Origin of the sequence: Hyphobacterium sp. (genome assembly GCF_965217055.1) — a bacterium.
GTDB lineage: Bacteria > Pseudomonadota > Alphaproteobacteria > Caulobacterales > Maricaulaceae > Hyphobacterium.
Window position 1 is genome coordinate 2,087,804 of sequence record NZ_OZ244227.1, and the last position, 14,803, is coordinate 2,102,606.

Consider the following 14,803-nt stretch of genomic DNA (forward strand, 5'->3'; position numbering starts at 1 on the left):
GCCCGCCACCAATCCCGTAACAGGGGGAGGAGACGGGCGGTAGGTGTATGCAATTCCGGCGAACCCTACGAAAAGTTGCTGATGCGAGGCATGGCGCCCGGGTACGCGTCGCCCTTTCCCGTGCCGCCGAAGCGCTCCGCGCTGGCCGGTCCCCTTTCAAACGCGATTGTCTTTCATGTCGCGTTGCCGCGGCAATCGTCATCGCGGATCGCCGGACGCTGCCTCAGTGTTCGTCCGGCTCGGCCTTCAACGTCTTGCGTTGCGCCTCGAGACTGTCGGGATAGCTCTTTGTCTCGCCATATTCGAGGAAGGCGGCATAGCGGGCATGGGCGCCCTTTATCCGCGCCGCGTGCTTGATCGGGCACCAGTATTGCTCGGTGCGTGACGCGATTTCCTGCACATAGGCCAGAACCCCGTTCGCATAGGCGCAATAGGTGCAATTGATCTTCTGAAGGACGTTCAGATAGGCGAGGCGGTGGCGGTCGAAGACGACATAGTCCCGCCGCTTCACCTGCCGGATGCCGTAAACCGGAAAGCAGACGAGCTGGAAGAGGCTGGCGAAAAAATCCAGCGCGATCAGGGGCAGGGTGACCGCGTAAATGAAGGGCGATGTGATGATTTCCAGGAAGCCGGAGGTCGCGAAGAATCGCCGGGCGCTGATCTTCAGCTTGCGCTGCCTGGCCTTGACCTCTCGGCTGAACACGGCGCGGTTGTTCGCCCATTTGTATTGCAGGTCGCGGCGGCGCTCGATCAGTTTTTCTTCCAGCTCGGCTTCCAGATCACGGATCTTGCCGACCAGCTCATTGATGTCCCGTTTCATGGCGGTTCTTTCCGTTGGCTGCGACAACCGTTTTGCCACCGAGATCAACGGTATCACAGACGCAGGCGTACAGCCGGGCCCGTCCTGGCGGCATAGCGCCGCAGACGGATCGTGAAGCAGCGGGCCTCGACATCGCTGCCGCGGCCGCTCCTGACGGCTGCAATGCCACGAAGGGCGAGCTGATCCGCGCTGCCGGATGAGACGATCAGGGCCGGCTTGTCAGGGAACCCGCTGGCGGTGTGCCGCGTTCAATCCATTCCAGTATGAAGCCAATCTGCAGAGGCCTGTCATGAAACGCACCGAGAAACCGCACATTCCGGATTCTCCCCCGAAGCTGACGAGTCGGAAGCCCATGATTCCGAGAAATTCGCCTCTCAAGGCGAGCAACGCGATCCGGGTGGTGAGAAAGGCTGTGTACCGGTCGATACCGCGCTCGACGATGCCGAGCGTTTCGGCGAGAAGCTGGAAAGCGGAGCCCGCAGCCGCCAGACTGCCGCTGGCCAGGGTGCGGAATTGTCGGCAGACACGCGGGAAAGCGAAACCGGGAAAGCGCTGAAGGATGCGGTGGAACCGGGTGATGACGACGCTGCACCGCTCGACCCCGCACCCGAGGACCATGATGACGACGACGTCGAAGAGGCGCTGAAGGAATCCTTTCCCGCGTCGGATCCGCCATCCTATTCACCGGGCACGGCCACCGGCGCGGGATCGTGAAACCCGCGCGGGTCCTGACTTTCACCGCAACACATCGTGAATCCCCGCTGGCGTGACCGGTGGTAAACTTGCCGACACGCTCCTGCCCGCTGTCGCGACCGTGCCGGAGGAAGGATGCCCGCTTCCGGGTGTCCGGCCACCGGCGGTCATCGTAGTAGTAGTAGGAGACGAAAACGCAGAAACCGTAGTAGGCGGTCTGCGTTCAATTGCGGGGATAACGCGATGAGCCAGACGGAATTGCCAGAAGACGATTACATCATCGGCGCCAGCGAACGCGAGATTGCCCGGCTCGGCCAGCAGCATGCGATCTGGCGTGAACGCGCATTGGCGGCCTGGCGCCGTGCCGGGCTGAAACCCGGCATGATTGTGCTCGATATCGGGTGTGGCCCGGGGCATGCGAGCTTTGATCTCGCCCAGCTGGTCGGTCCGCAAGGCGAAGTGATCGCCGTTGACCAGTCCGAATTGTTCCTGCGAGCCGTCGAAGCCGGCGCGAAAGCGCGTGGCCTGGCCAATATCCGGACCGTGAAAGCCGATCTCGCCGATCTCGACCTGCCGGCCGGCAGCGTCGATTTCATCTGGTCGCGATGGGTCTTGTCATTCCTTCCGGCACCGGCCGATCTGCTCGGCAGACTGTCAGACGTGTTGCGTCCCGGCGGTGTGTTCGTCGCGCATGAATACGGGCATTACGAGACGTTCGGCTTTCATCCCGCAGATCCGGTGCAGGATCGCTTCATCCAGGCCGTCCAGGCGAGCTGGCGGGCGTTCGGCGGTGAACCGAACATCGCCAAGCAATTGCCGGCCCTGTGCGCGAAGGCCGGCTGGGCGACGGAATACCTGACGCCGCACGTCTTTACAACGCGGCCCGGCGAAATGGTCTGGGAGTGGCCTGTCGGATGGCTCAAGTCCGACGGGATCGAACGTCTCGTCGAGCTCGGCTTTCTTGGTGCCGATGATGCTGCGCGATTCCACGCCGTTATTTCGGAGCGAGTGGCCGACCCTTTAAGCATTCTGACCACACCACTGGTCATGGAAGTGATCGCGCGCCGTCCAGCCGCTGCCGGTTAACAGGAACGTGAAATGCAGCCCCGGAAAGCATCGCTATGCTGGCGGCAAATCGGGGAGAAAACCATGAGATTTGCAGCATTTATCCTGTTTCTTGTGTCGGTTTCCGGCACATCCGCTGCGCAAGACGATGCCGATCTGATTGCGCTGGTCGGCGCGAATGACCTGGCTGGCCTGGACAACGCGCTGCAAGCGGGCGCCGATCCGGACCAGCGCCAGGCTGCCGGATTGCAGGCGACGCCGCTGATGTGGGCGACGGGCGTTGATAATCCGCGCCTGATCGAGGCGCTGCTGGATGCCGGCGCAACGGTCGATCTGGTTGATGCGATGGGCGATCCGGCGATCAATTGGGCCGCGTATTACGGCAATGTCGCCGCCATCGAGCTCTTGCTCGCTGCCGGTGCGGACACGTTTCTCACCGGTCATGGCAATGCGGTCGAGATCGTGATGCGCCGCGGCCATCAGGACGCGTTGCACCTGCTGCTGCAATATCGCGAAACCCTGCCGGAACGGAGCGAGAGCGAACTAGCCCTTGATACTGCGCTGACAGCCGGCGATCTCGAGAGTCTGGCCGCGCTTGCGGGCTCGATCGATCTTGATGCGGCGCGCGACTTTGCCGGACGTCCGGTCGTCCAGGCGGCCGCCAGATCGGGAGCGGCCGACAGCATCGGTTGGCTCGCCGCGCATGGTTATAATGTCGACGCCACCGATGCCATCGGCTTCACCGGCCTGTTCGAGGCGGCGCGCGACGGGCAGGCTGGGGCGGTCGCCGCGCTGATCGCCGCCGGGGCTGACGTCAATCACGTTTCTGGCGAGAACGCGCTGTCGCTCACACCCCTTCACCTGGCGGCGATCGGCGGCGATGCGGAAACGGTTGAATTGCTGCTGGCAACGGGCGCTGATCCGGATGCTCAAGGCACAATGGGCGGAACGGCGCTGATGTGGGCGGCGTTCGAAGGTTCGCGCGAAGCGGCTCGCGTGCTGCTGGACGGCGGGGCAGATTCGGGGCTCGCAACGCAAGACGGGACGACGTTTGACGTCATTGCATCGCAGAGAGGATGGACAGATATGGTGGCGCCGGCCGAGGGCGGGCCCGGCTAAGTGCAGCGAAATCAGGCTGGCGCTTCGCCGGAACGCCGCTTAAATCGGCAGAATGGACAGAATCGACACGCTCCGCCTGTTTGTCTCGGTTGCCGAGATGGGCAGTTTCACCAAGGCCGCCGAGCGCGAAGGCATGACGCCGGGCGCTGCGTCGAAGCAGATTACGGCACTGGAAACGCGGCTGCAGGCCCGCCTGCTTGAACGGACCACGCGTTCCGTCCGGCTCACGGATGCTGGCGAAGCCTTGCTGGAACGGATCCGCCCGTGGCTTGCTGAATTCGAAGTGATCGAGGAAGGATTTGCCGAGGAGGGGGCCGCGCCGGCCGGCACACTTCGTGTTGCGGCACCGGTGGATTTCGGCGCTCGCATTCTCATGCCGGCGATTGCCGGATTCATGCGTCGATGGCCCGGCCTGGACGTTCGCATGTCATTGGCCGACCGGATGGTCGACCTGGTCGATGAGGGCTTTGATGTTGCCGTGCGTATCGGCCACCTCACGGATTCTAGCCTGATAGCGAAACGCCTGGCACGGGCCTGCATGTCGGTTGTTGCGGCGCCGGACTATCTGGCGGCAGCCGGCGCGCCGGAAAAGCCCTCGGACCTTGCGTCGCATTCCTGCATCATCGACCGCAACAAGCCGGCACCGCAGATGTGGCGGTTCACGCAAGGGGACCGGGTCGAGGAAGTGAAAATCAATGGGCGCCTGACGCTGAATGGCGCAAGCGCGGCTGTCGAGGCTGCTGCGCAAGGACTCGGTATTGCGTGCAGTCCGAGCTGGGCGGCGCGCGATGCGCTGAAGGCTCATCGCGTGGTCAGTGTGATGCCGGACTGGGAACCCGATCATCGCGATGTCTGGGCGGTATTCCCATCCAACCGCTATCTGGCCCATCGTGTCCGGCTGTTCGTTGATCATCTCGCCGAACATTTCCGGGAAGGCGCCTAGCTTACCACAGCCAGCGCCCGCGTCCGACCAGCGTCCAGGTCATCAGGTTGCGAAATCCCGGCAGACGGCAGGCGAGGCCGCAGAACAGGTCCCGGAGTTTTCCTAGCCAGGCCGGACCGCCTTGAAAGACTGGCGTCAGGGCCCAAGACATCCACGTATAGTAATGCAGCGTCGGGCGACGTCGGGCTTCGTATGACAGGAACGCGCGCGATGGCGCGGCCGCTTTCAGTTCCGAAGCGATTGCCAGACCATCACAAATCGCCATGTTGGCGCCCTGCCCGAGCTGCGGGCTGGCACCGTGTGCCGCATCGCCGATCATGATAACCTTTCCGGCAAACCAGCGCGGGCAGCGGACATCGCGATAAGTTGCCGTTGCAAACGCATCGAGTGATTTCACACCGTCGAGCAAACGTGTCGCCTCGGGCCAGCAGGCAGAAATCTCCGCACGGAAGGCGTCCAGGCCCGCTTCGCGCCACTTTTCGATGGCGCCCAATCTCAAGGACCAGAAAAAGCTGACGCCGGGTGGACCATCCGAATTCGTTCTGTTTTCACCGACCGGAAGGATGCCGGCCATGATACCGGTGCCCGAATAGATCTGCGCCAGTACCCGGTCAGCATGCCAGCTTCCGTCAGTGTCAGGACGGATTGTCCAGACGGCGCCCCAGGGGTAGACGGGGGTCCGGGCGTGAGGGCAGATCAGCTGGCGCAGGGTCGAATGCGCTCCATCCGCTACAATGACGGCATCGAAAGACCCGATTTCGCCCTGATCGCACTGCAGCACGGGGGCATGGAAATCACCAAATCCTCGAATGGCGTGGCCTGTTCGCAATTCGACTCCCTCGGCGCGCAATGTTGCCAAGAGGGCGTCGAACAAAGTCGCCCGGTGAATTCCGACGCCGATCTCGCCACGGCGGCCATACGCGTATCGAAGATCCATTATCAGCCGGTTGTCGGGCCGCCGCCCTTCCAGCGCTTCAATAACGGCTCCGCGCGATACGATCTGGCCGCACAGGCCGAGCTGCGCGAGCGCCGTAAGTCCGGTTGGCTGCAATAGAAGCCCGGCGCCGAGCGGCCGTGCTTCTGAAAACGCTTCGAAGACCGTGACGCGATGACCATCGCGAGCCAGCTGGATCGCGCTGGCCATCCCGCCCATACCGCAGCCGATAACGGCAATTTTCATATCCAACAGATCTCCAGCGCGTTATCAGCGTTCTTCGGGGCCGACAAAAGCTGATTATCGCTTCTCGGGATATCCTGCATGCGCTTGCTTGTCCTGTCGCTAGAGGTTGCGTGCAGACCGGACCACTTCATGGCAATATCCCTCGATTGAGCGATTATCACGCGCGGGGCGCAGAATGAAACAATTCCTCTTGGTTTTCTTTGTCGCGATTGGCGTAACGGCTTGCGCGACCACCAGTCCGAACGGACAGCTGGCGAGCAGCGCTTTCGACTATGAACCTGCCCGCGGTAATGATCTGGCTGACAATCACTTCGGTTATGAGATGGTCGGGGAAGCGGGTTGGCAAGGCGCCATGCTCTATAACGCTTCAGGCTCCGGCATGGATGTCGATTTCTCGTTTGACGGCAGCGGAGGCGCCCAGCGCGCAGCGCTGGCGATGGAAGTGCCTTATCTGAACGGCGGGGTACGGCGCTTTTCCGGGCATTCGGAGAGTGGCGCGGATGTGTTCATAATGCTGCAGGCGGGACCATGCGGGCCTGGACAGTCCTTCTTCGTGACCCTGGTAATGGGCCAGGAGCGCTTCAACGGTTGTGCTTCCGAAACATCAGCCAGCGATCGCTGGTCGAATTATCTGGCCGACTGGCTGCCGGCCATCGATCTCTGCGTGAACGAACTGCGCCACGAGGCCGAGCATGTCATTTTTGCCTATGCGACGGCCAGTGGCACAGCTGTCAGACTGGCCGACCATACCGGCAATCGGTGGGAATGCGTGACGGTCAATGATGAGCGGATCAACGCCATTCTACCGCTGAGCGTGGTCGATGTGCGGCTCGGCGAGGCCGATCCGATTTTCGTCCGGTCGCAAATCCCGGCGCGGGGTGATGGCTGCTATGTCTACGAATCGGTTCGTGATGAAACCGGCACGCTTATGGGTGCGTTCGGTTATGATTCCTGTGCCGGTCCAAGGGCGCCGATCGGTTAGGCATTCATTAACCGGTGCGGCTCACTTGATCGGGCATGCGCAGATTGCCGATTCTCCTTGTAACATTGGTGCTTGGATCCGCTTTTGCGGGTGCGGATATCGTCGATGTGCGCGAACTCGGCGATGCGCAACAGCCCGACATCTTCATCGCATTCGACAGAGCACCCGAGCTGCTTGAAACGCGATTGGATGGCCGCGTACTGGAGTTGGAGATCGCCGCTGTGCCGGAAAGTACCCGTCGCATCCTGCCGGCTGGCAATGCCTGGATCACATCGATCGAAACCCAAGCCGTCGACAACCGTCAGGTTGTGCGATTGGAGCTGACGCGTGGGGCGTCCAATCTATCCGTGGCGCGCACGCACAGTGGTTTGCGACTGTCATGGACGCCTGCCGATGACGCGCTATCGCGTGAACTCACTGCCAATGAGGCGCCGGTCGAGCCGGCCAATATCACCGCTGCAACCACGATACCAATAAGCGAGAACACGGTTACGGTCGAAGCATCGACTGAAACCGCGCCGGAATTGTTGATGGAAACTGAAGGTGCCGCGCAACCATCGGACACAAACCAAGCAGACTGTGAAGCGGCGACAGCCGCACTGGAAGTGGATTCCTGGAATATCGATGCTTTGATGGTGCATGCTGGCTGCCTCATGGCGCAGGGCGCCCCGGCCGACGCCATTCCCTTGCTTGAAAGAGTCGTTGCATTTGAGCCAGGTCGCTTTGATGCCGTCATCGCTCTGGCCGAAGCCAATGAGACACTTGGCGACGTCGTGAGTGCGCACGCATTGTATGAGCAGGCCGCCACCGTGGCGGCTACCGATGGTCAGGCCGTTGCGGCGCGGGCTCGTGCCCGGCGCCTTGCCAACTAACGCGACGCCTAGAGCGTCAGTTCAGGTCGCACGTCTTCGGCAAATGCCTTGAGCGTGTCGTCGTCAGCCTTGACCAACCTGCGTGCCTTCAGATCCATGATGGCGGCTACACCTTCCATTGACCAGAAAAGCCGGCCTTGGCGATCGAACACCCAATGCACGATGGTTCGGACATTCCGGTCGGCGGCCTTGAGGCCGGTGCGGATGACATAGCCTTGGCCAGTACTTGGCCATTTGCGAATCGCGAGCCGGCCCTCGAGCAGAGCACCGCCGACCGTGCCGCCGGACGTTGCATGATCAGCGAACTGCTCGGGAAACCCGGATACAAAATTTGCAACCGAATTCGATATCTTGCCCTGCAGGTGCTCGGGCATCATGACACCGAACGTATCACAATCTTCTGGATTGATCCGGCCCCTTCCGATCTCCGCCAGGCCGAGCCGGTCGGCATCGGCGAGGCGAATGCCTTTGGCCGGTCTGTCGCTGGACAATGATCTGGGCCGGATTTCGGCGGGAAAGTCGATGGTCAGAGCTTCAAGTGCACGGCGACATCGCAGCGGCCAGTCGAATGCCTGGCCGCTGCCGGGGACACAATGGCCAAGAGTCATTCGAAATCCTGCAGCGACCCGGCCGTTGGCTGCGTGATTGAGAAGGAAACAGATTTCGGCGCTCCGGTCGCCGACGTCGGTTACGCCCCCTGAGACAAATAGCGGAGCCCCGGGTCGCACTTCGGCCAAATACCGGACCGTAATGTTGGTCGGGCGCAAAGTTGACGTCGAGCCTGACTGAAAGGCATGCGGCATACCGATCCGGTCGGCAAGATCGCCGACGGCTTCCCAAGCCTTTGCAATATAGAAGCGAACGTTGAGATGGCCGAGCTCGTCGCATTCCCATGCGTTGGCGCAACCCCGCCAGAGCTCGATCATGTTGGCCTCCGCATTGGTTCAGCGGCAGTTCGCGCACACGCCGTAATGCTCGACAACGGACCGGTCCGTCTCGAAACCGTCGGGCGCGTTCTGCGGCTCCGGCACGCCGTGCCGTTCCTCGACATCGCCGCAACGGCCGCAGATGTAGAGTTCGGCGCCACCCTTGTCGTGGCAATGCGCGCAGGCGATGTAGGCATTCAATGCCTCCACCTTGTGGGCCAGCCCCACCTCCATGAGGAAATCCAGCGAACGATAAACGGTCGGTGGTTTAGCCGACTTGTCCTCGGCGCGCATACGATCAAGCAGATCGTACGCTTTTACCGGTTCGCCGGCCTCAACCAGCAATGACAGGACATTGCGCCGCAATGGCGTCATGCGGACGCCACGCTGACTGCAATGGGTCTCAGCGTGGTCCAATGCTGCAGTGATCGGAGAATCGGTCGAGCTCATATTGCTAAGTTTTAATCCATTTCGGCTGCAGAAATCGAGCCCGGTATGTTGCCGATCCAGTTATGTTATAATATTACACCGCCAGAAGTTTGAGAGGCTGGCATGCGAAAATTTCTTGGTACCGCGTCTATCATCGCTCTTGCGGCGGCCGCACCCGCATTGGCACAAAGCGATGACGAGATTGATCGCGTGATCGTTACTTCGTCGCCGCTTCAGGTCTTTGCGGACGAGATTGTCGGGTCGGCGGATGTCGTCACATCCGATCATATTGAAGAAAATCTTGCCGGCAGCCTTGCCGACACCATCGCGCACGAGCCCGGCGTGACCACAACTTTTTTTGGCCCGGCCTCCAGCCGGCCGGTGATCCGCGGCCTGGGCACGGATCGCGTCCGGGTATTGGTCAATGGCGTCGGACTGGTTGACGCCTCCACCGCCAGTCCCGACCATGCTGTCTCTTCGGAAGCGCTGGAAGCCGAGCGAATTGAAATTCTCCGCGGTCCGGCAGCGATTGCCTATGGAGGCGGTGCCATTGGCGGCGTCGTCAACATCATTGATGGCCGCATTCCTGACAGCGTGCCTGAGAACGGGGTCGAAAGCCGTTTGTATTTTGGCGCCACGAGTGTGGATGACGGCCATCAGATTGCCGGCCGTACACGCTTAGGCGCGGGTCCGTTCGTGTTCCATCTTGAGGGTCTAAGCCGGGCGGCCGAGAATTACGAAATTCCGGGTTTCGCCGAATCCGCGCGCCTGCGCGCGTTGGAAGAAGAACATCACGACGACTCGCCGAAACTTTCGTTCGATGACGATGATGATCACGAGGAAGAAGAGATCTATGGCAGCGTTCCGTCAAGCGACATGGAATTTGCCAGCGGTTCGTTCGGCACGTCTTTTGTCGCCGATTGGGGTTTTGTCGGTGTCGCCTACCGGACCATGGATGGCGAATACGGATTGCCCGGTCATGCTCACGAGCATGAAGACGATCATGATGACGCAGATTCGCATAATGAAGAAGGTGCCCGGCTGGACATGACGCAAAACCGCTGGGATCTGCGTGGTGATGTACGATTCGACGGCGCCCCAATCGAGCGCATCCGCATCTCTGCCGGTATCGGCGATTATCGCCACAGCGAACTTGAAGACGGGCAGGTTTCGACCCGGTTTGACAATGAAGGTTGGGAAGGACGGGTCGAGCTACGTCATCGTCCGATCGGCGACGTGGCCGGGGCGTTCGGGCTTCAGACCTTCGACCGTGACTTCTCCGCTGTTGGCGCGGAAGCATACATCGTTCCCGTTGCAACGCGCGACATCGGCGTCTTCGTGGTCGAGCGATACGACCAGGCTGAATGGGGTCTCGAAGGTGGCGCCCGCATCGAACACCGCGAGGTCGAGACAGCCACAGCTTCGCGCTCCTTCGATACATTCAGCGCATCCGGTGCAGTCTTCTTCCGACCCCAGACAGATATCTTTCTGGCCGCAACGGTAGCCATTTCGGAACGTGCTCCGACGGATGTCGAGCTCTTCGCGAACGGTGCCCACCTGGCCACCCAGGCTTTCGAGGTCGGCGATGCGTCGCTCGCCCCTGAACAGGCCCTTTCACTGGATCTGACGGGACGGTTCGAAGGGACTGACTGGGCTATCGACGGTGCGGTGTTCCTTGCCGACTATGACGGTTTCATCGGTCTATTCCCTACGGGGGCTGAACAGGATGCGCTTCCGGTCTTCGTCTACGATCAGCGGGACGCATCGATCTGGGGTTTCGAGGCGCGGGCGGAACGCGAATTTGGCACAACCGGCAGCTGGAATTTCCGTGGCGAAGTCACAGCCGAATATGTACGTGGCGAGCTGGATTCGGGCGGCAATCTGCCACGGATTCCACCGCTCGGCCTGTCGGCCATGATCGAAGCCGAACGTGATTTCGTGACCGGGCACCTTGAGGTGGTCTGGGTGGCCGAACAGGACGAGATTGCCAGCTTCGAATTGCCCACCGACAGCTACACGCTTCTCAACGCACAGGCCGTGTTCCGGCCGATCGCGGATCAGGATGTGCGGCTCATTCTCGAAGCCCGAAATCTCACCGACGAGGAGGCAAGGCTGCACACCAGCTTCCTGAAGGATGTTCTGCCCCTGCCGGGACGGAATTTCCGAGCGGCGCTTTCGGTAGCCTTCTAGCGGCGTTCTCGAAAAACCACACTTGCCACAATTTGGCAGCCACAATGAAGGCGGATCACGCGATGGGTGACGCTATCCATTGTGAATGCGCGGCCAATTGTCTATTGAGCCTGCGACTTTCGATTACCAGAGGACGCTAACATGGCAGATGCACCCGCCAATTCGCAGCTTTCCGGTCAGGTTCCGCTCTACAAGCGACCGGAACCGCTGAACAAGGAAAAGCACCGCACTTACGGCATGACACCGCCGGCGAATCCGTTCCAATTTCTTTCCGAGACCCATTTCGTCCCGGCTATCGTTGGCGAGTTCGCACTGTATGCGGGTCATTTTCCGGTGATTTTCCTCGGCGACCGCAAAATGCCGGTTGTCGTGATGGGGCTTCAGCCCGGACAGAATTTGTTCGTCAAGGAAGACGGCAATTTCGACGAAGAGGCCATGATCCCGGCGTTTGTGCGCCGCTACCCGTTCGTGAGCGCCAGCAATGGCCCGGATCAACCGGCAACGGTTTGCATCGACGTTGAAGCCGAAGGCGTCGTTTCGGAAAATGCGAGCATGCCGTTCTTCGACGAACAAGGCGAGCCGACGCAAGCACTGCAGCAGGCGATCGATTTCGTCAGCGCCTTCGAAGCTGACGCACGCACGACGGAAACCTTCGTCCAGAAACTTGTTGAACTCGACCTGTTCGAGACGAAGGATGTCACGCTGAACGATCAGAGCTCGGGCGAAACCCGCAAAATCGCCGAGTATTTTGGCATTTCCGAACAGAAGCTCAATGCGCTGCCGGAAGACACTTATGGGCAGTTGCGCAATGAGGGCTATCTGGCCGCCGTCTATGCGCACTTGATTTCGTTGAATCGCTGGGACCGGATTCTCAATCGCGCAATTCGCCGGAACCAGGCTGCTACAGCTCAATAATCTGCGGTACTCAGTGCTGCAAAATGATCACAATGGTGCGAGAGGCCTACCCGCCTCTCGCACTTTTAATATATGTCCCCAGAGCAACTAGTCGCGTGACGGGACATGATCCGAATTATTAGCCTTCTCATCGCCCTGCTGATAACGGTAGAGGCGGCGCATAGCCAAGCGAGTCCGATTGCGCAATCTGTCCTCGGTGGTGAGGCGATGGTCGACACCCGCCTGGTGTCCGATCATGTTACGGTGGAACGCGGTCAAACCTTCTATGTCGGTCTGCACATGCAGATTGAACCCGGCTGGCACACCTATTGGCGCAATCCTGGAGATTCAGGCGAACCGACGCAGATTGACTGGACGCTTCCCGACGGTGTGGAAGCTGGCGAGATTTTATGGCCTGCACCGACGGCCTATGAATTCGGGCCGCTGATGAATTACGGGTATGGCGACGAAGTCGTATTGCCCATTCCAATCACGATAATGACCGCATTCGACGGTCGTTTTCTCGAACTCCAAGCCGACGTCAGCTGGCTCGTGTGCGAAGAAATCTGCATCCCGGAATCGGCTGAAGTCGAACTGTTTCTAAGTGTTGGCCAGACCGCCATTGTCGACGCGGCTGGCGCAGCTCTGATCGAATCGGGAATGTCCCGGTTGCCGGAAGTGTTTCCCATTGATGCGGGCATCACGCGTAGCGGTTCGTCGCTCTTATTGACATCGCACTTGCCGGACGACAGCGGCCCGGTCCGCAATGTGGCTTTCTTCCCTTTCTCGAACACCGTGATCGAACACGCAGCCGAGCAGCTGTCATATATATCCGATGATGGCGTGGCCTTGCGCCTGGTGCCGACGCCAGAAGCCCGATCCGGACTGACTTGGGCGCCGTCCGGCGTTCTGACCTACGAGACACTGGATTCGGGAGCGTGGATTCGGCGATCAGTCGAAATCACGCCGGAGCCGGGTGAAGCTGTCATTGATGTTCCGTCAGATGCATTCACTGCAGATGTCGATCCGGTGTCTGTTAGCGGGCTGGCGGTCACGTTGCTGTTGTCGCTGATCGGCGGGTTGATACTCAACCTGATGCCTTGCGTCTTTCCGGTACTCTCGATCAAGGCGTTGGGTTTTGTCGAAAAAGCCCATTCCGGGTCAGATGAGTTGCGGCGCCACGGCTTGCTGTTCCTTGGTGGCGTGTTGTCGACTTTCCTCGCCCTTGCCGGCGTGCTGTTGTTCCTGAAAGCGCTCGGCGAGCCGGTAGGATGGGGGTTCCAGCTTCAGAGCCCGTTAGCGGTGGCGATTCTGTCGCTGGTCATGTTCGCGATCGGCCTCAATCTGATTGGCTTGTTCGAGGTCGGCACACGGCTACAGGGTATCGGCAGTCGCTGGACTGATATGGGCGGTGACGCCGGCGCATTCATGACCGGACTATTGGCTGTTGTGGTGGCTGCCCCCTGCATCGGGCCATTCGCCGCCGGTGCGCTCGGCCTGGCTTTCGCGCAGCCTGGATACGTCCTGATCCTGGTCTCGGCAATGCTCGGATTGGGGCTGGCCTTGCCCTATTTGATCCTGTCCTTTTTTCCATCGCTGTTGCGCTGGTTGCCCAAGCCGGGGCCATGGATGGTGCGCTTCAAGCAATTCCTGGCCTTCCCGATGTTCGGCGCGGCCATCTGGCTAATCTGGGTGTTGTCGATCCAGAGCGGTCCGCAGGGCGTGCTGATGTTGCTTCTCGGTTTTCTCGCACTCGCCTTCTTAATCTGGAGCGTGCAATTCTCGGCCGTGCTTGCGCGGGTTGCAGCCGTGTCCAGCTTGGTGCTGCTAGCGGCGGCGCTCTACGGTGTCGCTGCCAGCCGCACGGCATCGGAATACGCTGGCGAACCGTGGTCTCAGGACCGCGTTGACATGCTGGTGGCGGAAGGGCGCCCGGTCTTCATCGACTTCACCGCAGCGTGGTGCGTGAGTTGCCAGTTCAACAAGCAGGTTACGCTGAACTCCCCCGCAGTGTTGCGGGCATTCGAAGAAAACGATGTCCAGATCCTGATCGCTGACTGGACCAATCGTGATGACCGGATCGCGGCCGCAATTCGAAGCTACGGCTCTGCAGGCATTCCGCTATACGTCTATTACGGGCCAGGTGCGACGGAACCGGAGATCCTGCCGCCCTTGCTGAATACACGTCTGATCATCGAAACCGTCGATCGAAACTAGGGCAGGGGCCCTCGCGGGCAGTCAGGAGGTACGCCGGTGAAGGGCGCGATCTCGTCCTGGTCAGCCAATGGCCCGATCTCCTGTGCATGCTGCAACAAATACCCGATGTCTGCATAAACGGCGAGCCGGTCGGCGCGCAATTCCGCCTTCGCCAGCCGGTCGATATGGAGCAGGGCATCTTGCGCCATCCCGCGATAGATGCAGCGCAAATCCTCCGGACCATTCGTTTCTTCCATGCGCAGCGATAATGCCATCGCCTGGCCCGACAGAGACGACAGGCCTGTCGCCAATGTGTCGTTCGCTGACAGATAGGGTGCAGCCTGCGCCGGGTAGGTGCGAGCGATCGTGGCGCGCGCGTTTACTATCACGGCGAGCGTTTCAGCGGAGGCTGCAAAATCCGCACCGGGGTCAGCCAGCAGGGTAGACAAGGTCGTGAATGCGACGGAAACAAGCGTCATGGTCGATCCTCGAAA

The 14,803-nt window shown here is 60.6% G+C and carries 14 protein-coding genes; 9 read left to right on the plus strand and 5 right to left on the minus strand.

The annotated features are described in order from the left end of the window. Nucleotides 1-223: 223 nt before the first annotated feature. Entirely contained in the window at nt 224-820 is a 597-nt protein-coding gene (locus tag ACOOFN_RS10315) for a hypothetical protein (RefSeq protein ID WP_420431134.1), read from the minus strand. A 513-nt stretch (nt 821-1,333) separates the two neighbouring features. Between ACOOFN_RS10315 and ACOOFN_RS10320 the strand changes: the two genes are divergently transcribed. The 4 genes from ACOOFN_RS10320 to ACOOFN_RS10335 all read left to right on the plus strand — a co-directional run bounded on the left by ACOOFN_RS10320 (nt 1,334) and on the right by ACOOFN_RS10335 (nt 4,640). After that, nucleotides 1,334-1,534: a hypothetical protein gene (locus ACOOFN_RS10320; protein ID WP_420431136.1), complete on the plus strand. Its 201-nt coding sequence runs from the start codon at nt 1,334-1,336 to the stop codon at nt 1,532-1,534. A 222-nt stretch (nt 1,535-1,756) separates the two neighbouring features. Continuing rightward, the gene (locus ACOOFN_RS10325; protein WP_420431138.1) at nt 1,757-2,599 is read left to right on the plus strand and encodes a class I SAM-dependent methyltransferase; all 843 of its coding nucleotides are present in this window, start codon (nt 1,757-1,759) and stop codon (nt 2,597-2,599) included. Between the two features lie 63 nt (nt 2,600-2,662). Further along, nucleotides 2,663-3,697: an ankyrin repeat domain-containing protein gene (locus ACOOFN_RS10330; RefSeq protein ID WP_420431140.1), complete on the plus strand. Its 1,035-nt coding sequence runs from the start codon at nt 2,663-2,665 to the stop codon at nt 3,695-3,697. A 52-nt stretch (nt 3,698-3,749) separates the two neighbouring features. After that, nucleotides 3,750-4,640 carry a LysR family transcriptional regulator gene (locus ACOOFN_RS10335; protein ID WP_420431142.1) on the plus strand — a complete coding sequence of 297 codons (891 nt, stop codon included), beginning with the start codon at nt 3,750-3,752 and terminating at the stop codon, nt 4,638-4,640. Between the two features lies 1 nt (nt 4,641). On the opposite strand, the gene ACOOFN_RS10340 is transcribed toward ACOOFN_RS10335, so the two are convergent. Continuing rightward, nucleotides 4,642-5,820 carry an FAD-dependent oxidoreductase gene (locus ACOOFN_RS10340; RefSeq protein WP_420431144.1) on the minus strand — a complete coding sequence of 393 codons (1,179 nt, stop codon included), beginning with the start codon at nt 5,818-5,820 and terminating at the stop codon, nt 4,642-4,644. A gap of 175 nt (nt 5,821-5,995) precedes the next feature. Between ACOOFN_RS10340 and ACOOFN_RS10345 the strand changes: the two genes are divergently transcribed. Then, nucleotides 5,996-6,802 (plus strand): hypothetical protein, encoded by an 807-nt coding sequence (locus tag ACOOFN_RS10345; RefSeq protein ID WP_420431146.1) that lies wholly within the window; start codon nt 5,996-5,998, stop codon nt 6,800-6,802. 35 nt (nt 6,803-6,837) lie between these two features. Next, nucleotides 6,838-7,674, plus strand: a complete 837-nt coding sequence (locus ACOOFN_RS10350; RefSeq protein WP_420431148.1) for a tetratricopeptide repeat protein — start codon at nt 6,838-6,840, stop codon at nt 7,672-7,674. An 8-nt stretch (nt 7,675-7,682) separates the two neighbouring features. Here the strand turns inward: ACOOFN_RS10350 and ACOOFN_RS10355 are convergent, their stop codons facing one another. Next, nucleotides 7,683-8,600, minus strand: a complete 918-nt coding sequence (locus ACOOFN_RS10355) for a thioesterase family protein (protein WP_420431150.1) — start codon at nt 8,598-8,600, stop codon at nt 7,683-7,685. 18 nt (nt 8,601-8,618) lie between these two features. Then, nucleotides 8,619-8,975 (minus strand): transcriptional repressor, encoded by a 357-nt coding sequence (locus tag ACOOFN_RS10360; RefSeq protein ID WP_420431152.1) that lies wholly within the window; start codon nt 8,973-8,975, stop codon nt 8,619-8,621. Nucleotides 8,976-9,152: 177 nt separating this feature from the next. Here ACOOFN_RS10360 and ACOOFN_RS10365 point away from each other — a divergent pair, with 177 nt between their 5' ends. From ACOOFN_RS10365 to ACOOFN_RS10375, 3 genes are all read left to right on the plus strand, one after another. Further along, nucleotides 9,153-11,219, plus strand: coding sequence for a TonB-dependent receptor (locus tag ACOOFN_RS10365; protein WP_420431154.1), 2,067 nt, complete (start codon nt 9,153-9,155; stop codon nt 11,217-11,219). Nucleotides 11,220-11,360: 141 nt separating this feature from the next. Next, the gene (locus tag ACOOFN_RS10370; protein ID WP_420431156.1) at nt 11,361-12,134 is read left to right on the plus strand and encodes a SapC family protein; all 774 of its coding nucleotides are present in this window, start codon (nt 11,361-11,363) and stop codon (nt 12,132-12,134) included. Nucleotides 12,135-12,239: 105 nt separating this feature from the next. Next, a complete protein-coding gene (locus ACOOFN_RS10375; RefSeq protein ID WP_420431158.1) occupies nt 12,240-14,330 on the plus strand; it encodes a protein-disulfide reductase DsbD family protein in 2,091 nt (696 codons plus the stop codon). Here ACOOFN_RS10375 and ACOOFN_RS10380 read toward each other — a convergent pair. Further along, nucleotides 14,327-14,788, minus strand: a complete 462-nt coding sequence (locus ACOOFN_RS10380) for a hypothetical protein (RefSeq protein WP_420431160.1) — start codon at nt 14,786-14,788, stop codon at nt 14,327-14,329. The two genes, ACOOFN_RS10375 and ACOOFN_RS10380, sit on opposite strands and share 4 nt — an antisense overlap. Nucleotides 14,789-14,803: the final 15 nt, after the last annotated feature.

Bases quoted from the DNA above. Each gene is read 5' to 3' on its own strand.
- ACOOFN_RS10355 (WP_420431150.1), bottom strand. From the start codon at position 8,600: ATGATCGAGCTCTGGCGGGGTTGCGCCAACGCATGGGAATGCGACGAG.
- ACOOFN_RS10335 (WP_420431142.1), top strand. From the start codon at position 3,750: ATGGACAGAATCGACACGCTCCGCCTGTTTGTCTCGGTTGCCGAGATG.
- ACOOFN_RS10350 (WP_420431148.1), top strand. From the start codon at position 6,838: ATGCGCAGATTGCCGATTCTCCTTGTAACATTGGTGCTTGGATCCGCT.
- ACOOFN_RS10340 (WP_420431144.1), bottom strand. From the start codon at position 5,820: ATGAAAATTGCCGTTATCGGCTGCGGTATGGGCGGGATGGCCAGCGCG.
- ACOOFN_RS10345 (WP_420431146.1), top strand. From the start codon at position 5,996: ATGAAACAATTCCTCTTGGTTTTCTTTGTCGCGATTGGCGTAACGGCT.
- ACOOFN_RS10380 (WP_420431160.1), bottom strand. From the start codon at position 14,788: ATGACGCTTGTTTCCGTCGCATTCACGACCTTGTCTACCCTGCTGGCT.
- ACOOFN_RS10330 (WP_420431140.1), top strand. From the start codon at position 2,663: ATGAGATTTGCAGCATTTATCCTGTTTCTTGTGTCGGTTTCCGGCACA.
- ACOOFN_RS10375 (WP_420431158.1), top strand. From the start codon at position 12,240: ATGATCCGAATTATTAGCCTTCTCATCGCCCTGCTGATAACGGTAGAG.
- ACOOFN_RS10315 (WP_420431134.1), bottom strand. From the start codon at position 820: ATGAAACGGGACATCAATGAGCTGGTCGGCAAGATCCGTGATCTGGAA.
- ACOOFN_RS10325 (WP_420431138.1), top strand. From the start codon at position 1,757: ATGAGCCAGACGGAATTGCCAGAAGACGATTACATCATCGGCGCCAGC.
- ACOOFN_RS10360 (WP_420431152.1), bottom strand. From the start codon at position 8,975: ATGACGCCATTGCGGCGCAATGTCCTGTCATTGCTGGTTGAGGCCGGC.
- ACOOFN_RS10365 (WP_420431154.1), top strand. From the start codon at position 9,153: ATGCGAAAATTTCTTGGTACCGCGTCTATCATCGCTCTTGCGGCGGCC.
- ACOOFN_RS10370 (WP_420431156.1), top strand. From the start codon at position 11,361: ATGGCAGATGCACCCGCCAATTCGCAGCTTTCCGGTCAGGTTCCGCTC.